The organism is Streptomyces sp. MB09-01, from assembly GCF_033794505.1.
In the GTDB taxonomy this organism is placed as follows: Bacteria; Actinomycetota; Actinomycetes; order Streptomycetales; family Streptomycetaceae; genus Streptomyces.
In genome coordinates, this window is record NZ_JARAYQ010000013.1 from 55,389 (window position 1) to 72,851 (window position 17,463).

General features: G+C 70.3%; 18 protein-coding genes. 7 read left to right on the forward strand and 11 right to left on the reverse strand.

From position 1 onward, the window contains the following. Positions 1-119 precede the first annotated feature (119 nt). Positions 120-923: a hypothetical protein gene (locus PV721_RS04960; RefSeq protein ID WP_319721561.1), complete on the forward strand. Its 804-nt coding sequence runs from the start codon at positions 120-122 to the stop codon at positions 921-923. Positions 924-1,348: 425 nt separating this feature from the next. On the opposite strand, the gene PV721_RS04965 is transcribed toward PV721_RS04960, so the two are convergent. The 5 genes from PV721_RS04965 to PV721_RS04990 form a co-directional block, all read right to left on the reverse strand. Beyond that, complete coding sequence (locus tag PV721_RS04965; protein WP_319721562.1) at positions 1,349-1,975, reverse strand: hypothetical protein; 627 nt, start codon at positions 1,973-1,975, stop codon at positions 1,349-1,351. A gap of 11 nt (positions 1,976-1,986) precedes the next feature. Continuing rightward, positions 1,987-3,441 carry a SulP family inorganic anion transporter gene (locus PV721_RS04970; RefSeq protein WP_319721563.1) on the reverse strand — a complete coding sequence of 485 codons (1,455 nt, stop codon included), beginning with the start codon at positions 3,439-3,441 and terminating at the stop codon, positions 1,987-1,989. 17 nt (positions 3,442-3,458) lie between these two features. Next, complete coding sequence (locus PV721_RS04975; RefSeq protein ID WP_319721564.1) at positions 3,459-4,040, reverse strand: carbonic anhydrase; 582 nt, start codon at positions 4,038-4,040, stop codon at positions 3,459-3,461. 928 nt (positions 4,041-4,968) lie between these two features. Next, positions 4,969-5,292: a nuclear transport factor 2 family protein gene (locus PV721_RS04985; RefSeq protein ID WP_319721579.1), complete on the reverse strand. Its 324-nt coding sequence runs from the start codon at positions 5,290-5,292 to the stop codon at positions 4,969-4,971. 141 nt (positions 5,293-5,433) lie between these two features. Continuing rightward, positions 5,434-5,967 (reverse strand): SMI1/KNR4 family protein, encoded by a 534-nt coding sequence (locus PV721_RS04990; protein ID WP_319721566.1) that lies wholly within the window; start codon positions 5,965-5,967, stop codon positions 5,434-5,436. A gap of 424 nt (positions 5,968-6,391) precedes the next feature. Here PV721_RS04990 and PV721_RS04995 point away from each other — a divergent pair, with 424 nt between their 5' ends. Further along, positions 6,392-8,077: a SpoIIE family protein phosphatase gene (locus tag PV721_RS04995; protein WP_323806075.1), complete on the forward strand. Its 1,686-nt coding sequence runs from the start codon at positions 6,392-6,394 to the stop codon at positions 8,075-8,077. 33 nt (positions 8,078-8,110) lie between these two features. Here the strand turns inward: PV721_RS04995 and PV721_RS05000 are convergent, their stop codons facing one another. The 4 genes from PV721_RS05000 to pip form a co-directional block, all read right to left on the reverse strand. Next, a complete protein-coding gene (locus tag PV721_RS05000) occupies positions 8,111-8,338 on the reverse strand; it encodes a hypothetical protein (protein ID WP_319721580.1) in 228 nt (75 codons plus the stop codon). A gap of 125 nt (positions 8,339-8,463) precedes the next feature. Further along, positions 8,464-9,363: a hypothetical protein gene (locus PV721_RS05005; RefSeq protein ID WP_319721568.1), complete on the reverse strand. Its 900-nt coding sequence runs from the start codon at positions 9,361-9,363 to the stop codon at positions 8,464-8,466. Then, complete coding sequence (locus PV721_RS05010; RefSeq protein ID WP_319721569.1) at positions 9,360-10,373, reverse strand: SPFH domain-containing protein; 1,014 nt, start codon at positions 10,371-10,373, stop codon at positions 9,360-9,362. The genes PV721_RS05005 and PV721_RS05010 overlap by 4 nt, the downstream gene beginning before the upstream one ends. 440 nt (positions 10,374-10,813) lie before the next feature. Beyond that, complete coding sequence (pip, locus tag PV721_RS05015; protein ID WP_319721570.1) at positions 10,814-11,776, reverse strand: prolyl aminopeptidase; 963 nt, start codon at positions 11,774-11,776, stop codon at positions 10,814-10,816. A 316-nt stretch (positions 11,777-12,092) separates the two neighbouring features. On the opposite strand from pip, the gene PV721_RS05020 reads away from it, so the two are divergent. Both PV721_RS05020 and PV721_RS05025 read left to right on the forward strand, forming a co-directional pair. Continuing rightward, a complete protein-coding gene (locus PV721_RS05020; RefSeq protein ID WP_319721571.1) occupies positions 12,093-12,269 on the forward strand; it encodes a hypothetical protein in 177 nt (58 codons plus the stop codon). Positions 12,270-12,392: 123 nt separating this feature from the next. Next, the gene (locus tag PV721_RS05025) at positions 12,393-13,145 is read left to right on the forward strand and encodes a hypothetical protein (RefSeq protein ID WP_319721572.1); all 753 of its coding nucleotides are present in this window, start codon (positions 12,393-12,395) and stop codon (positions 13,143-13,145) included. Positions 13,146-13,221: 76 nt separating this feature from the next. On the opposite strand, the gene PV721_RS05030 is transcribed toward PV721_RS05025, so the two are convergent. Further along, the gene (locus PV721_RS05030; protein ID WP_319721573.1) at positions 13,222-14,058 is read right to left on the reverse strand and encodes a hypothetical protein; all 837 of its coding nucleotides are present in this window, start codon (positions 14,056-14,058) and stop codon (positions 13,222-13,224) included. Positions 14,059-14,271: 213 nt separating this feature from the next. On the opposite strand from PV721_RS05030, the gene PV721_RS05035 reads away from it, so the two are divergent. Continuing rightward, the gene (locus tag PV721_RS05035) at positions 14,272-14,601 is read left to right on the forward strand and encodes a plasmid stabilization protein (protein WP_319721574.1); all 330 of its coding nucleotides are present in this window, start codon (positions 14,272-14,274) and stop codon (positions 14,599-14,601) included. Between the two features lie 300 nt (positions 14,602-14,901). Here the strand turns inward: PV721_RS05035 and PV721_RS05040 are convergent, their stop codons facing one another. Next, positions 14,902-15,501 (reverse strand): TetR/AcrR family transcriptional regulator, encoded by a 600-nt coding sequence (locus PV721_RS05040; protein WP_319721575.1) that lies wholly within the window; start codon positions 15,499-15,501, stop codon positions 14,902-14,904. 170 nt (positions 15,502-15,671) lie between these two features. Here PV721_RS05040 and PV721_RS05045 point away from each other — a divergent pair, with 170 nt between their 5' ends. Together PV721_RS05045 and PV721_RS05050 are read left to right on the forward strand one after the other, a co-directional pair. Further along, positions 15,672-16,316: an ATP-binding protein gene (locus PV721_RS05045; RefSeq protein WP_319721576.1), complete on the forward strand. Its 645-nt coding sequence runs from the start codon at positions 15,672-15,674 to the stop codon at positions 16,314-16,316. An 854-nt stretch (positions 16,317-17,170) separates the two neighbouring features. Continuing rightward, on the forward strand, positions 17,171-17,446 hold the full coding sequence (locus PV721_RS05050) for an isoamylase early set domain-containing protein (RefSeq protein ID WP_319721577.1): 276 nt from the start codon (positions 17,171-17,173) through the stop codon (positions 17,444-17,446). Positions 17,447-17,463 lie beyond the last annotated feature (17 nt).

The window sequence follows — 17,463 nt, forward strand, 5'->3', positions numbered from 1 at the left end:
GCGGCGATGTCGTCGCGGGTGCAGGTGTTGGTGCTGGCCCCTGTCGCACCCGAAGCGGGTGCAGGAGGTGCGGCGGACTGGCCGGAGCTGCTGTCGGTGGGGTTGGCTAATCTCCGGCCATGGATCTGCTTTACGACACCAGGCCCTCCGCGGAGGACATCGTCGCCGCCGTGCCCGGACTCGCACCGTACGCCTTGCCGGCCGTGGTACTGGTTCCCGTACCGGCGGAACCGACCGTCCACCAGAGTTCCGTGGGTGGACCGTTGCTCTGGCCGGCCGACGAGGCGTGGCCGTGCTGCGACGTCCCGGACGAGAAGTCCGCTTCCGGGACACCAGCGACCGCCATGGTCGTGGTCGCGCAGGTGTACCGGAAGGATGCACCGGGCGACTGGTGGCCTGAAGGCAAGGATGTGTTTCAGCTTCTGTGGTGCCCCAACGTGCACTGGGATCCGCCGGCTCCGCACGCCGACGTCAGCCCGGTCGCGGAGATCCGCTGGCGTAACAGCGCGGACGTGAAGCGCACACTCGCCTCGCCCCCGCTGCCCGTACGGCAGGAGGACCCGGACTACGGATATACCCCGGTTCCGTGCACGCTCACCCCGGTGCCCCTCGTCGACTTCCCCCACCCGCAGATCCTGCCGGACAGAGAGCTCGTGAAGGCCGTGCAGGAGTATGTGGAGGCGACGGGGGACGGAAGCGATGTCATCACCCGGGTGGCCGGGATCAAGTTCGGCGGGTGGCCCACCTGGCACTTGACCGACCCTTACGACATCCTGTGCCTGACCTGCGGCGCCCCGTGCCGCCTGCTGTTCACCGTGGCCAGCGACCACACCACCGGAATCACGGTGGGCAGGTGGGGCGACTTCCGGATCTTTTCCTGCCCGGCCGGGGAAGGACACGGCTACATTTTCGACCAGCACTGATCCACCCTCGCGGGGCCTTGAAGTGGTGCAGAGAAGTCACACCTCCACGTGCCGCTACGGGGTGGGTGGGAACCCCCTCTGCACGGCCTGTCGAGAGGCCCGGCAGGAGCAGTTCACCCGCCCCTGAGCGTGACCGAACCCTCCCCGTCGGCCCCGATCACGCTGGTCCTCCCCGGCGGGCAGGCTAGCGAGCGGGCGGCTCTACGAATGCCAGCAACTCGGCTCCGGCCTGTGGATGTACCGCATCGGCGTCCCCCTGTGGCAGACGGCCGCCGGGGGCGGCGTCGAGACGCCGAGTACAGCACGTGGGTCACCGCCGAGCAGCTGCGCCCGCTCCCCGGGGTCGACCTGGGCGGCATTCCGGCTCACCCGCGTACCCATACCTCGGCGCCGGCCCGGTGGGCGTGGCTCCTCGACGGCCGCACCTACGGCCGGCCCGCCACCGTCCACGCCGAAGGCTGTTCCGGCGCCCCAGCTCCCCTGCGGCCCATCCGAGGGCGGCGGCCAGGGTCTGCTCGGCGAACGGCATGCCGGGCCGCACGGATCCGGGGATGCGGCCGTAGCGCACCGCCATGAAGAACACCCGGCGCCGGTGGGTGGTTACCCGTAGTCGGCGGCGTCCAGCTCGACCCACTGCTGCTGGGACCGGCCGGCCAGGGCCAGCTCAAGCTGACCGCCTCACGCACCTCTTCGGGAAGGTTCGCGGACTGCTCCATGGCGACCCATCGCAGGGGCTCGCCGGAGAGCTGGAGGCCGAGCGCCCAGATCAGCACCTCGGCGACGAGTCTGGCTTCCGGGTCCGGCATGGCGGCCGCCATGGCGCGCACCTCGGCCCACGTCGCCCCGGAGCGCTCGCGGTACCCGCCGTGTCCGGCCGCCTCCCCGGCGGCGCGCAGCATGGCGGTGAGCACCTGGAGAGACTGCGCGGTGAGTCCGGCCCGCTTGCCCGCGCTCGACCAGCGCGATGCCAGCCGGGCGATGCTGCTGCGGGCCTCCCCGACCACGGCAGGAGCGCGGTGGGCGGCGGCGGGCGGTGCGGCGCCGCGGCCCACACAGGGTGCGCCTACGGCGCGGTGACCCGCACCGGCTCCGTGTCTGCCGCGCTGTGCCGCTCGGCCCAGTTCTCCAGGGCCGTGCGGCAGGCGTGGTCGACGTGGTGCAGCCCCGAGAGGTCCAGCTCCACGGGGCGGTCCTGCGGCAGGGCCTCCAGACTGTCGAGGATCTTCGGCAGCCGCAGGAACGTCGCGTTGCCCGCCAGGTACGCCCGGACCGGGCCGGCTCCCTTGTCGATCACCTCCAGCTTGACGTGCGAGGCCTGCCAGGCTGTCTTGGCGACCGACAGGGCCAGACCGATCAGCACGCCCTCGAACATGTTGACGGCGACGATCGCCACGGCCGTGACCACCAGGATCAGCGCCTCACCGCGGTACGCCGTCCACAGCAGCACCACCTGCCGGAACGGAATCAGCTTCCAACCCGCGTGCACGAGGATGCCGGCGAGTGCAGGCAGCGGGATCAGCTCCAGGACGGACGGCAGGAGCGCCGCGAACAGCAGCAGCCACACGCCGTGCAGCACCCGGGAGGCCTTCGTCTTCGCGCCCGCCTGGACGTTGGCCGAGCTGCGCACGATCACGGCGGTCATCGGCAGCGCGCCGAGCAGCCCGCACACGGTGTTGCCGGCGCCCTGAGCCATGAGCTCCTTGTCGTACTCGGTGCGCGGCCCGTCGTGCAGCCGGTCCACGGCCGCTGCGCTGAAAAGGCTTTCGGCGGAGGCGATCAACGCGAACGCCAGGACGGTGCCGAGGACGGCGGGCTGGGCCAACTGGCCGAAGGCGTCGGCCCCCGGCGGCTGGATCGCGCCGAGCAGCCCCTGGACCTCCACCGTGGCGACCGGCAGCCCGAACGCCAGCGAGGCCAGCGTGGCGAGCAGCACCGCCGCGAGCGCGCCCGGCACCGCCCGGGCCCGTTTCGGCATGCGCTTCCACAGCACCATCACCGCGATGGTGGCCGCGCCCACTCCGAGCGAGGCCAGGGCCTCGGTGCTGCCGACCGCACGGACGAGCGCCTCCGGCAGCCCCGCGATCTTGTCGATGCCGGACGCCGGCGCCTTCAGGCCCGCCGCCGCATACAGCTGGCCCGCGATGATCACGAGCCCGATGCCGGCCAGCATGCCCTCGACCACCGACACCGAGATGGCCCGGAACCAGCGGCCCAGCCGGAGCACGCCCATGAGGAGCTGGAGGAGCCCGGCGGCCAACACGATCACACCGAGCGCGGCCAGCCCGAACTGGCGGACGGCCTCGAAGACGAGCACGGTCAAACCCGCGGCCGGCCCGGACACCTGCAGGCTGCTGCCGGGCATCAGCCCCGCGACGATGCCGCCCACGATGCCGGTGACCAGGCCGAGTTCCGCCGGGACGCCGGAGGCGACGGCCACGCCCACGCACAGCGGCAGCGCGACAAGGAAGACGACGAGGGAGGCGGCGAAGTCACGCCTGAGATGGGGAAACCTGATCACAGCGTTCACGATGCCGCTCACAGAGCCTCGAAGGTGTCGGTTCCCGCGCGGTGTTCGAGTACGGCCCCGGTGTGCACCTCGTAGTACCAGCCGCGCACCCGCAGAAGCCCCTCGGCCAGCCCCTTCTCCACGCAGGGGTAGGAACGCAGACGCAGAAGTTGGGCGAGCACGTGGTGCTGCACGGACTCGGCGACCGCCGGGTCGTCAGGGTCGGCCGACACCGGCCGGCTCGCGGCGTACGCGAGCCAGTCCCGCACGGCCGGGACCGGGTCGAGGTCGTCGCCGCGGACCAGCGCGCCGACGGCCCCGCAGTGCGAGTGGCCGCAGACGACGATGTCCTGGACGCCGAGCACTTCCACGGCGTACTCGATGGTGGCGGCCTCGGAGGTGGGCTGCTCGGAGGCGTACGGCGGGACGATGTTGCCCGCGGTGCGCAGCTCGAAGAGCTGACCGGGGGCGGCGCCGGTGATCAGGGCCGGTACGACCCGGGAGTCGGAACAGGTGATGAACAGGACCTCTGGGGACTGGCCTTCGGCGAGCTTGGCGAACTCCTCAGGGCGCTGTCCGAATGTGCGGGCGTTGTCGATGAGGGGCTGCATGCGTGGTCATTCCTCCTGGCGCGCCATGGCAGCGCGTCGGACGGGCAGGACAGAGGCGGGCGCTGCTTCGCTGTCAGCAGCGGAAGACCTGGAGCGCCGCCGGGACGTGGCGGGTCTGCGCGGGGGCCTGACGGCCCGTCGAGGCAGCGGTCGCCGTGACCGGTGAGGGCGCGCGGCGCCTACCCCGATGACTGGATTCCGGACTGGATTCCGGCCGTGGCACGTCGGGAACCGTGCGCGTGTGCGAACACCGCCGCACCTGCCGGGAACAGGCGGCGAGCAGGGCGGCGGCGAGGACCGCGACCGCAGTCCCGGCTGTCGTACCTCGCAACATCGACCCCTCCAGCTGAAAATGACACCTGTTGTGCTCACCAAGAACCAGTCAATGGTTGGTCAAGAAACACGTTAACGCGGCAAAGTTGTTTGCGCGGTTAACGCAACGTGTCGGACGGAAGAGAGCCCGAAAGTGCGAGGTTCGTTGGCTCGAACCTGTCGTGTCCCGGCTCGCAGCACGGCACGAGCGGACCGTCCGGCTCACGCTGCCGCAACCGCCGCGCCGGTAGGAGAGGGGTGCGTCTTGTGCCTGAGCGCTCTACTTGGCCCCTACGGCCGAGTAGAGCGCTCAGGGGACGGAGGCACCGAAGAGCTTGGCCTTCGGAAGTCAGGAACCGCCCAGGCCCCATGCGTCGAGTCCGCCGTAGATATGGACCCTCAGGCAGTGGGGTGCGTCAAAGCCTGAGGCTTCGCCGCGGTAGACGGCGATGAGCGAGTCCTTGCCCCGCCACCAGGTGTCAGCAAGTCCCTGGACTTCAGGTACCTGCTCGAATCCGTCAAGGTCCAGCTCATCGACGGCACTGGCCACGAGCGGGGTGAGGGCGGCGAGCGGGGACCGCACCCTTGACCTGACGGACCGGTGCAAAGGGATTGCTCAGGCCTGCCCGGTCTCGAAGCGGCTGACGCGCCCGTCGGGTGTGACGTCGAACCGCCAGGCGGTGCGCATCTCACCCCAGGTGTCGTTGCGGTAGTCCACGATCAGGGACCGGCCGCCGTCAGCCTCGGACGCGACGGCCATGTGGCCCCCGGAGGAGAAGACCTCCCTCTCCGCCCACTGGGCGAGATCGCGGTCCGAACCGTCGTCCGACATGGTCGCGCCCGGGGTAAGGGCGGCCTGGAACGCGGCCCGGTCACCCGCGTTGACCGCGTGGACGAAGGCGCGGACAGCGGGGTCGGACAGCCTGCCCGGGTCGATCACGAGGGCCTCCTGGTCGAGCGTACGGATACAGCGACGCAACCAGAAAACACCACCGCCAAGGACCGAGCCCCGGCCTTCCCCCATTTGCCCCGACGGCCAGTCGGGGCATGACGGCAACGAACACACCACGCCCCGCGATCCCTAGCAGGTGCCGGTGCGGACCCGGTAGTACGGCCAGAGCGCCATGTCCTCTTCCTCTTCCGCGTTGCAGTACCACCACCCCGTGCCCTCCAGCCATCCGCGCAGCCACTCGACGAGGCTGGGGGCATCGACGTACCAGGCGAACTCCGGTAGGGCGGCATTGGGTTCGAAGAGCAGCACGGCCGCGTCGTCGTCACGGCAGTCGACGCACGCGAGGATGTAGCAGCCCCAGTCGACAATGGGCAGCACACCCTCCGGCCAGGCCCAGCCGTCCGCCTGGCCGCCCGACCGCCTGGCCAGGTAGCTGGAGACGGAGTCGAGCAGCGGGAACAGACCGGATTCGGGGCCGAATCCGCCGTCGGCGACGCGGGTGTACAGACCGGCCAGCAGAGGGGGCAGTGTGAACCCCAAGGCGGCCTCGGCGCGTGCGACCTCCTCCGCGCTCGCGGGAGCGAGCAGGCAGGCGCCCTCGAAGGGGAGGGCCCCGGCCGCCTTCGCAGCCACGTCTTCCAGCAACTGATCGATGTCGGTCATGGGCACATCATCGACGACGCCAATGTCGAGCACTTCCGGATGGGCCGTATCGGACGGGGGTGTGGCCGGCCGACCAACGCCAGCGCCGCGACCGACTCGACGCCACCCAGCGGCGATCGCTGTGGGACGCGGGCGATCCTGCCGTGCCGGATCCGCTCGTTCTTCCGGTCCGGCCGCACGGGATAGGCGCCGAGCCGCTCACTGAAGAAGGTCTCGAACTGCGACTCCAGCACATGCGGCAGCCGCGTCCGGCGGCAGCTGTGTCACCAATACCGCAAGGGCTCTGGGGACTCTGCTCCACGGCACGCCCCGCCTTCCACGTTCATGCGCCCAGCCTCGGCCGCGAGAGGTCACTTCATCTACGGGGTATGCATTGGCTCCAGTGAAGAAAGCGAGAGGAAAACCTGTGAACGGTGAGGGCCCCATGCCGCAGTGGCTCCTTCCGGAGGGTGATGGCCTTCCGGCGCGTCAGCTTGTAGAGGGGACCTTGGCCCCCGTCGTCGTTCTCGACGCGCAGCTGCGCCATCTGTACGTCAACCCGGCATGGGTCCGGGTCAGCGGCGTGCCCGCCACTGCGTTCCTGGGACGAACGCTCGGGGAAGTGCTGCCGGACCTCCAGAGCCCGGACGACGTCCTGTTCGAGGTACTCGCAGACGGCCAACCTCGGGAGGCAACCATCGCAGGAACGACAGAGGTCTCCTCGCCGTTGGGGCAGAGGCTCTGGCGAGCGGTCTATCACCGGGTGGATCTACCGGGACGGGACCCGCGTCTTTGCGGGATCGGCGTGGAGATCAGCAATCTGCGCCGCTATCTGGACGACCTGGAGACCGCACATCAGCGGCTTGCCCTGCTGGATGCCGCTGCCGAGCGCGTCGGCACGACACTCGACATCGAAACCACGTGCCAGGAGCTGGTCGACTTCCTGGCCCCCTCGCTCGCCGACATGGCCGCGGTGGGAATCGTCGAAGAGGAGTTCACCGGTGCTCCCCCGCCTCCTCCCGGCTTCCTGCGGCTGCGCAAGGTGAGGGGCTCAGCACCCCCTGGGATGGAATGGGTGCTGCAGCAGCTGGGCGGACCGGGACCGTACGTCGACGTTCCCCGTGGCGTCGCAACTCGGCATTGCTTGGACAGCGGGCGGCCATGGCTGGGCAACCTGGCCTCGGACGAGCTGTTCCAGAAGGTGACCGTGGACCCCAAGCGGACCATGATCTTCCGCGCGGCCGGCATCCACTCGCTTCTCATCACCCCGCTGATCACGGCAGGTCGCCCGGTCGGCGTCGTCCTTCTGGGTCGGGCCGGCGCATCGCAGCCCTTTGACGACAACGACCTCGCGACGCTCCAGGCGCTGGCCGGCCGAGCCGCCGTCTCCATCGACAGCGCGCGCCGCTACAGCTACGAACACACCATGGCGCTGGAACTCCAGCGGGCCCTGTTGTCCGAACCCCGAGCCCCCCACCCCGCTGTGGAAGTGGCCGCCCGCTACCTCCCCTCCGGCCGCAGCGTCCTCGTCGGTGGGGACTGGTACGACTCGATTCCCCTGCCGGACTCCCGCACCTTGCTGGTCATGGGCGATGTGATGGGACACGGCTTCCAGGCCGCTGTCGCCATGAGCCAGTACCGCTCCCTGCTGCGCACCATCGCCGCTTCCGGCGCGGGCATCGACGAGATCCTCTGCGAGTTCGACCGCCAGGTCGCGCACCTCGGCCTTGACCGCCTCGCCACCTGTCTGCTCGCGGTCATGGATCCCGGTACGGGCACCTGTACGACGGCCAGCGCCGGGCACCTGCCGCCCGCCGCCGTGCGACCGGACGGCACCATCGAGGTCTTGTGGCTCCCGGCCGGCCCGCCCATCGGCACCGGACTCGGCGGCTACGAATCGCTCACCGTACGCATGGACCACCGCACCACTCTGCTGCTCTACACGGACGGCCTGGTGGAACGACGCGGCACAGACATCGACATCTCGGTGCAGGCGCTTGAGACGGTGAGCCTGCCAGCGGACGGCCCTCTCGACGACATGCTCGACACGCTCCTGGCCCGCCTGGCGAACGGTCCGTACGAGGACGACGTCGCGATCCTCGCCGCTCGCCAGCGCGACGGAAACGAATGACCCACGACCCACTCAACCCTCCATGAGAAACGCTCAACCTTCGGGACGTCGCGCTCGCCGTGCGCCCCACCGGGGCTCCCGCAGGAGGTCACCGGCGCCGCCGTGCGAGTCAGCGCTCGCCAGCCGGGACAGGATGAACAGCAGGCCCGACAGACGGTTGAGATGCTTCACGGTCAGCGGGTTGACGCCGTCGCCGTGCTCGTACGGTCGGGGCTGCATGGAGCGCCAGAGGGTGACAAGGACCTGTCCGAGGGGTCGCATGCCGACAAGGCTCAGCCGGCCCCGAGCGGCATCGGAGCGATCCGGGTCTCCAGCCGGGAGGGCAAATCCAGCAGCCGGAACGGAAACGCCACTGCGCCACCAGGCGGGGCGGACGGGCAGGGCGCTCACGTCACCAGGCGCAGCGACGTTCCCGCGATGCCCAGCCGTACGCTCTGGCCCCAAGTCAGCTCTAGGGCGTCGCTCTCCATTCCGTCGCCGAAGACCACGATCCGGTCCGACTCCACGGCCAGCTGCAGCCCCTCCCCCCGCACCAGCTCACCGGCGACCTTCGTCGTTCCGGTCGTGGGGGAGGGCCAGGCCTCGCGCACGAACCACAGGAGCCGCCGGTCGCAGGGGGCGGGCAGCCCCGCGAGGCTGCCGCGCTCCAGCCACAGGGAACGCAGCCATCCGGTGGCGCCCGTGCCGGTGCCCACCAGCACCCCGGAGGATGCCTGGGCCTCGCCCGGGCCCTCCTCGCCGTCGGAGCCCAGGCGGTAGCGGGCCGTCTGGTGACCGGGCGAGCCCAGGTAGATCTCGTTCAGCGCGAGAAGGCGCTGGGTGTCGTCGGCGACGGCCTCGACCATGGTCAGCTCCTCTGCCCGGCTCGCGGCGGCGGTCGCCGCACGCAGCAGGGCGGCCGCGTCGGTGCAGCGGTGACGGACCAGGACCCCCGGGTTGCGCCCCGGGTCGGTGTCGATGCCCACCACAGGCTGTCCGCGCAGGTACTTCGCGGTGTTGGCGACCAGGCCGTCCTGGCCGACCACGACCACCACGTCCTCCGGGGCGAACAGGAAGCGGTCCAGGTCCGCCCGCTCCACCCGGGAGCTGCGCCAGGTGAGCGGCACCGCCGCCGCCACCTCCCGCAGCGCCCGCCGCGTGCGGTCGTGGCGGCGGACCACCTCGTCGATCGACCGGCCCCGGCTCGAGAGGAAGAACGCGGCCTGCCCGTGCGTCCCGTGCCGGGCGAGCAGCTCCTCGTACTCGGTCCTGCGGTGCACGAGCACCGCCCGCGGGGCCAGGCTCACGCGCCCGCGCCGCCTTCCGGACGTCCGAGCCTGGTGAGGAGCCCGGTGAGGACGTCGGGAGAGAGCGAGATGCTCTCAATCCGCGGCAGGTTCTCGGCCAGCCGGGTCGCCGCCAGGGCGTGCAGCGTGCCCGGGCCGGTCTCGTCGTGCACGCGCAGCCAGGCAGCCTGAACCTCGGCGCGCGCCGCGCCCGTCTCGCGCGCCGCCTCGGCCTCCGCGCGGGCCAGGCGGACCGTGCGGGCCGCCTCGGTCTCGGTGCGTATGCCGTCCGCCGCCGCCTTCTCCTCGGCCTCGCGGCGGGCGTTGGTGCCGCGCTGGTCGATCAGCTGCTCCTCGCGCCTGGCCAGTTCGATCTGACTGGCCAGCTCGTTCTCGGCGATGGCACGCTCACGCTCGACGGCGACGGCCCGCCGTTCGTAGGTGGCCCGGTCCGCCTCCTGCTGGATCTGCTCGCGGGCCGGGGTGCGCAGGGCGCGCTCCACCTCGGCCTCGGGGCGGATCGCCACGACCCGCACGGCCACCACGTCGATGCCGGTGGCCGGGAGCCTGGGCTCGGCGGCCAGACCGGCGGCGACGCTCCCCCGCACGGAGGCGACGCCGTCCACCAAGGCGGCGGCCAGCGGAGTCCGGGCCAGTACGTCCAGCGTGTGCTGCTGCGCGGTCTCGGTGAGGAGGGTGGCGATCTGCTCCAAGGGGGCGCCGCGCCAGCTCCCGGTGTCCGGGTCGACGGAGAAGTCGAGGCGGTCCGCGGCCTCGGCCGGGTCGCTGATCCGGTAGGTGACGGTGGCCTGCACGGCGACGTCCTGGAAGTCGGACGTACGGGCGTGGAACGCCATGGCCAGCTCCCGGTCGTCGACCGGCACTTCCGAAAGCGCCGCCGACAGCGACCGGTACCAGAAACTGAGCCCCCGCCCGTCGTGGACGAGTCGGCCGCGCTTGTGGTGGCGGATGTGAGCGGTGGGCGCGGAGCGCAGATGACGCCAGCCGAAGCGCCGGGTGATGTCGGCCATGGCGAACCCCCTTAATTTCGTCAATGCGACGATAACGAGCTAGGCCCATATCGTCAAGAGGACGAAAAGAGGACTTCCGGGGTGCCTCCCCGGCAGCAACACAAGGCGCTCGAACGGCCTCGTCACATCGTTGAGCGAGGGCCTCATGTCTGATGCTGAGGCTGATAGGGAAGAGGGCTACGTCTCCGGAGGAGCGGTTCCCCCTCGGCGGTGCTCCGACCAGGACGAGCTCAGATCCGCCCGCGCTCACCCTCGCCGCGCTTCGACGCCATCGCCAGGAGGAAGGGCCCCACATCCGTACGCGGCCCGTTCCGGCCCGCCGGGGCCGAGGTTCTCCTCCCTGCCTGGGTCGACGGCGGAATCGATGTCGGGCGACATGGATACGTCAGCGGCCGGCCGCACGTGAGGTGAGTGACGCTGGATCGCCGGCCGGTCGGGTCTCATGCCTGGTGAGCGAATTGGTCTAGGGCCTTGAGTACCTGGGCGCGGGTCGTGTCGCTGCCCAGATGGCCTGCGTTGCCGACGACGGTCAGGTCGGAATCGGGCCAGGCGCGGGCGAGTTCCCATGCGGTATCGAGCGGGCCGGCCAGGTCGAGCCGGCCGTGGACCAGCACGCCCGGGATACCGGCCAGCCGATGCGCATCGCGCAGGAGTGCGCCTTCCTCCAGCCAAGCGCCGTGGGAGAAGTAGTGCGAGCAGATGCGGACCAGGGCCAGTTGCGCGACTGGCGGGCGGTCGCCGTACGGGTTGGAGGCGCCGTTCGTCTCCCCGGACAGGACCGCGTCCTCCCAAGCGCACCAGTCGGCCGTGGCCTTCTCCCGTACCGCGGGGTCCGGATGTTCCATCAGGCGTGCGTAGGCGGCGACGATGTCACCGTCCCGTGGTGCGCCACCGGCTCCTTCGAGGAAGCGCTCCCACTGCTCGGGGAAGAACCGGCCCGCACCTCGGTAGAGCCAATCGATCTCGGAGCGACGGGTGGTGGTGACGGCGGCGATAACGATCTCCGACACCCGCTCCGGGTAGGTCTCGGCGTAGGCCAGGATCAGCGTGGAGCCCCACGAGCCGCCGTAGAGCAGCCAGCGGTCGATATCCAGGTGATTCCGAAGCCGCTCCATGTCAGCGATCAGGTGACGGGTGGTGTTGTGGCGCATGTCGGTCGTGGGTTCGCTTGCGTGGGGGGTGCTTCGGCCGCAGCCGCGCTGGTCGAACAAGACGACCCGGTAGCGGTCCGGGTCGAAGTACTGGCGCGCCCCGGGCCCGCATCCCGATCCCGGCCCGCCGTGCACGACGAGCGCCGGCTTGCCGTCCGCGTTGCCGCAGACCTCCCAGTACACGAGGTTGCCGTCGCCGACATCGAGCATCCCCTTTTCATAGGGCTCGACCGGCGGGTAGAGCTCGCCCATTCCAACCTCCAGAAATCCAGCACAGCATCGGACAAGGCCTTGTAGACAACACGGCCGGGGTAATGGCCGCAACGTCTTACCCCCTGCAACGCACCGTGGCGTGTCCACAAGATCAGCGCCAGCGGCCGTGCTCGCAACCGACGAGCCCTGTCAGCGGATTGCTGAGAGGCCCTCTGGTGCCGGTCAAGGTCGAATCCGAGGTGGAGACACGGCCTGGAGCTCACCGAGAGCCGCCGCCAGCGCGACTCGTGGAGCGGGCCGCCCTGCTGGCGGGCCAGCGGCCGCACCAGCGCGCTCGCCGCCTTCGCCGTACGTCGTGGGCGGGGGACGCCTCGCCTTCGCTGCCGGTGACCTGGTGCACATCCGCCGCAACGACTACCGCAGCCGGCGCGACGAGTCCGACGCCGAAGACACCATGGTCACCGACGAGCTCGCCCGCATTCCGGCCGCCCGGACGGCGCGTCCTCCGTCATGGACGATGCACCGCCGATGAGCGGGACCTGCACGGCGTCGCGTTCATGGACGCCGACGGGCTGCTCCACCTTCTGGACGTGCACCGGCGCGGAGCGCCTGGGCTGCCTCATTCGGGTCTTGCAAGGCTTGTCATACTTCCCGAATGGAGATGCAAGCCGTGGAGGCGGCACGGCGTTGGCTGGCTGATCAGGGCGTCCACCAGGTGCGCGACGGCTGGGTGAGCGACGAGAAGCCCGACGTGCTGCTCACCGCCAACCAAGTGGCACATTCCTGGGCCGGCGACGTGTTCGCCGAGGACCTGGATCCCACCGAGCAGGTGCGGTTGGCCTTCGGGCTGCTGGACCTCCTCGACGAATACTGGGTCACGTGCGAGATCCGGTTCGCGAACGAGAATGCGGACGGCCCCCTGCCGGCCGACGCCCTGTGGGACGGCTATCGTCAGCGGTTGGAGGCGGACCGGGACGTCGAGGCCGTCACCTACTCGCTGTGGGTGGACTGGTTCGAGGACCACGCCACTTCCGCGACGGCCTTCGCCGAGGTCCTCGGCAATGACATCGACCGAGTGGTGGCCGAGCGGTCGGAAGCTCTGCTCCGCCGAGCCCGTCGGGTTGTGGAGTGTTCGGGCCCGGTGCGCTGGACGGTCAAGGAATCGACGTACCGCACCGTCGTGCGGCTTCCCGCCCTACATGCAGCCCTCTTCCGCGGAATTCGGGCGAGCTACCACGACGTCTACGGCGACCTGGAACCGGCCGCCGCACTGGCCCTCCTCGACCAGTTGGATCTGCCCACGAACACCCGGCACCTTGCCGAACTGCGCCACGTACTCGCCGCGGGGCACAAGAACCACTACCGCAGTCCCGATGCCTGGGCCGATGCGGTTCTCTCTTGCTCCTGATTCGTGGGCCCGGGAGACCGGAGAACTCCGGTGCGCGGAGCGCTTGGGCCTGTGGGAACCAGCCTCGCCTCCTCCGTCACGGCAGTCCCAGACCGCCGCACTCTTCGCCCGCCAGGTGGCTACGTTGACCGTCTCTGCGGGACCGGCACGGACCACATCGAGGACCAGCAGCCGTCGCCGGTGGACAGTCACAGGGGTCCGGCAGGTCCATGAGCGCGAGTTCGGCCGGATCGACCACGGCGGTGATCTCGGTGATGCGACCCTCGGCGACGGTGAAGACGAGCAGGGACAGCGGAGCGCCGTCCTCGTTCCAGGCGATGACGCCGGGTCGCCCGTCGCCGGTCGCAGCATGTCCGTGTGCCGCGCCGCCGGCCACTCGGGCGCGGCCGGCGACCTCGGTGGCCCCGATCGTGACAAACCGTCCGCCGGGGGTGTGGACGGTGAACTCCACCTCGGGGTTGACAACTTCAGCAGGCGCTCGAACCGGCCCCCCGTGCTGCACGGCGAACACGTCGTGCAGCACGAACGCCAGGCGCTCGTCGGGGCGCAGCGAGTCCAGGACCGTCAACAGTGCCAGCCCCACCGCGTCGTGGACGAACCAGCTCTCCTGGCGTGTTCCGGGACCGCGGAGCGGGCGGCGGCGCGCCGCGCTGTCGCTGCCCGCGCCGCCGACGCAAGGGACCTGGCGCTGCTGCTGGGCGTGCTCGGGCTGCTGCCCGAGCCGGACCCGGTGCGGCAATCTGACGCATGAGGAGCTGGTTTCGGCCCTGCTCTCGGATGTGGCGCTTCCGGTCGTCCACCAGCCGTACTTCGCCACGTCGGAAGGCGCTCGCAGGCAGGAACCGATGCTGGTCTTGTGGATGCCGGCCGCCGCCGTGCGTCCCCCGTGGCGGCCGCCAGACTCCTTGCCCACCTGGCGGCCCGCCCCGTGCCCCGGCGCCGCCTGCCAGAAGCAGGGGGCAGACCTGTCCGCGCCCTTCTGCGGTGGCCGAACCGCGGTCACCTGATGGTCGGCGAAGCCACGTGGGCGGGCCGGCAGGCCCCCTCGTCTGGCTTGGCGGAGGTGCGTGGTGCTGTGGCTGCCCCCACCATGACGGTGACACCACTGTCGAGAAAGGGATGCGTCATGCCCAGAGGTTCCAGCCCGAAGCGTGAGCGTCAGTACGAGCACATCAAGGAGTCCGGGAAAGAGCGCGGCATGTCCGAGGGCCGGGCCAAGGAGATGGCTTCCCGCACGGTGAACAAGGAACGTGCGCGTTCTGGCGAGAGCACGACAGCCAGTCGCAGTTCCACACAGGGCGAGTCCGCCTCGCAGCGGGGCGGTGAGAGGTCTCGCGGTGGAGGTGGTTCGTCGGAACGTACTAAGGACGAGCTCTACCAGGAGGCGAAGAAGCGCGGCATCGAGGGCCGCTCGACGATGACCAAACAGCAGCTCAAGAATGCCCTCGGTCACTGACTGCACCTGCCGGCGCCTGCGAACTGCTTCTGGATGCGGCGAAGAAGGGTGACCCGCGGGGGCGCCGGCGCGCTGCCGATCTGCGGCACCGACAACAAGACCCTGTCCGAGGCGATGGGGTCACCCCATCGAGCTGCCCCCTGCCCGCCCGCTGCCTGGGTGAACGAGCCAGGAGGCCGGCAGCGCCGGCGGCTTCACCTCGCTCGACCTGAGTGCGGGGAAGCCGACGGCCAGGCCGGGGACGGCAGGGGGCGCAATGTCCCGGGGTCCCGCGCCGGGTGTCTGCACCCATACCGCCGGTCACGCGTCGGCTTGCCAGGCGGGCTCGAGGCGGTCGAGCAGTACACGGAAGGCTGCTGTCGCCTGGCCCCAATCGTCGTCGGCGAGCGACGCGTGGAGCAGTCCCAGAGTGGCATCGACCAGGAGCCCGGCCTCGACAGCGGCCCTTTCTTCAGACATTCCGAGACCGGCGAACGCGGAAGCAAGCAGGCTCCTCCATTCGATGAGCAGGTTGCGCATGACCGGGCCGTACCGGCTGGTGTTGAGCACACTGGCCGTCATCACCTCGAAGGTAACGGGGAGAACTTCACGGCGCTCCGGAGCCGTGAACTGACTCCACAGCTCTTCCATGACGAGCCGCATGCCCGCGGCATCCCCAGGGGGGCCTGCGCTGTCGAGTGCCTGCCGCAGGAGCACCAGCGGTCTCCCCTCGTCCTGGGCCAGCGCTTCGGCGACCAGCCGGTCTTTGCTGCCGAAGTAGTAGAGGAGCATGCGGTCGCTGGTGCCCAGCGCCTTGGCGAGGGGGCGGAGGGACAGGTCCGCCAGCCCGTTGCCGATCACATACTCGCGGACCCGGCGCAGCAGATCTGCCCGTTTGCCCAGGTCAGCCGGTCGTCCCATGTCCATCGCCTGCCCTTTGACTCCCCTGCCCGAATGTCGCATATGGGGGGATATTTACTGTAGCAGCCGCTACATGTATATTTGATTGTAGCGAGTGCTACATGAATGCAGCCGGGGACACCGGCATACGAGCGGGACCACCACCAGCGAAAGCGAATGGAGTGATCAGCATGGCCACCCAGTACGTCGGCCTCCGCGAAACCCCCGGTGACGGGCGACCCGGTGGGCTCCGCGTCTGCCGGCCGACTTGCCAGGGCGGGTCCGTCCTGCCGGGATTCGTGCGCGGCGGGCAGCGGGTGGACGGTCGCGCCCACACCTCCTGGATCGCCCGGCAGATGGCACTGTGGTCGCGAGCCCTCGCCCCACACAGCACCTCGACCATCTGCGCCGGTCCGTGGGACACGTCCTGGCCCGTGGCTCGTGAACCGGCCTCGGTAGGCCGCGCCCGGCGCGTCCTCACAGCACAGCTGTCCTCCTGGGGACTGCACGAAGTAGCCGACACCGCGCGGCTCCTGGTCAGCGAGCTCGTCACCAACGCTCTGCGTCACGCTCACGGCCCGGTCCGGGTCAATGTGCGCGTGCGCGGTGCGGTCCTGCGCTGCGAGGTGGAGGACGCCAGCCCGACCGGCCCCGTCCCCCGCACCGCCAACATCGACGCCGAAAGCGGACGTGGCATCGCACTCATCGATGCCCTGGCCCAGGACTGGGGCAGCGATCGCACGACCACCGGCAAAACGACGTGGTTCGAACTGACCCTCCCCCACTCCGGTCACGACTCAGGACCCGCCGCGATCGCCGGCCTGGCGGCGACGTAGCGGGCGAGGTCGCCGCCGGGGAGGTACCGACGAGCGTCGTGCCAGGACATGCGGCCGAGGCTGTAGCGGCTCACCCTCACGCCTCTACCCTCCGACCATGGCTCTGTGGATGGCCTGGGCAGTCGCGGCGGTCGCCTCGGCGAGGGAGAACGTGAACGACATCCAGGGAGCAATTGAGGCTCTCGACAGATCAGTGCAGAGAATTCTGGACCGTGCCCCGGGCAGGAGCGACCACGCATGCAGCGGTCCTACGTGATGCGGCGCGAGACATCCGCACGCGGTTGCTCAGCGGCGGGCGGGAGGCCGCGGAACGGGGAGAGCGCTGGTCAGCCACGGCGGGACAAGTGAGCGTGCTACTCATCCGCGCGTCGACGATTCATCCGACTGACCGCAGACAACGTAGGACCGGCTGCCAGGTCACCTGCAGCGGCAGCCCCGTCAGGCGGCCAGGGAGCGGACTTTGCCCACGACGCTGACCTCCAGGCCACTGTCCGGCCCGGTGGCCGCGCACCCTACTGACCCAGCCTGGCCCGGGGCCCCGGTGCCCGCATCAGGATGTCGCCGCGCCCTGCGGCTGACCGAGCGGGCTCATGCAGTCGATCATGGCGGCGTTTGAGCTCGGGATGCCTCAACCAAGTAGTCCAGGACGGCACAGCCACTCTCGGATCAGCCCGAGGGCGAAGTGGCAGTCGCGTGGCGCAGCGCCGACGGTAGCGGCCGGCCTGCCGGTGAGCGGCGTGCGGCCACCCGGGTGACCTCCGCCCAGCCCACGGCGCTGTACCGCCGCGCTACACGCACGTCGGCGCGAGGATGCACGAGCCGGTTCCCCCTTCTTCGTGGCTGGAGTCATTACCGTGCTCGAACGCAAGCAGCTCAAGGGTCGTACCCAGGTCACCTTCATCCTCCCCGAGGACACCCCGGACGGACCTGTCAGCGTCGTCGGAGACTTCAACCACTGGAACCCCGCCGCACACCCACTGGAACCCCGCGGCGACGGCACCCGCGCCGCAACCGTCGCCCTCCCCGCCCACAGCACACACTCCTTCCGCTACCTCGCGGCCGGCGACCACTGGTTCGACGACGAACACGCCGACAGCCACGACGGCACCAACGGTCGCCTGCACACCTGACCCACCGGCCCACCGGC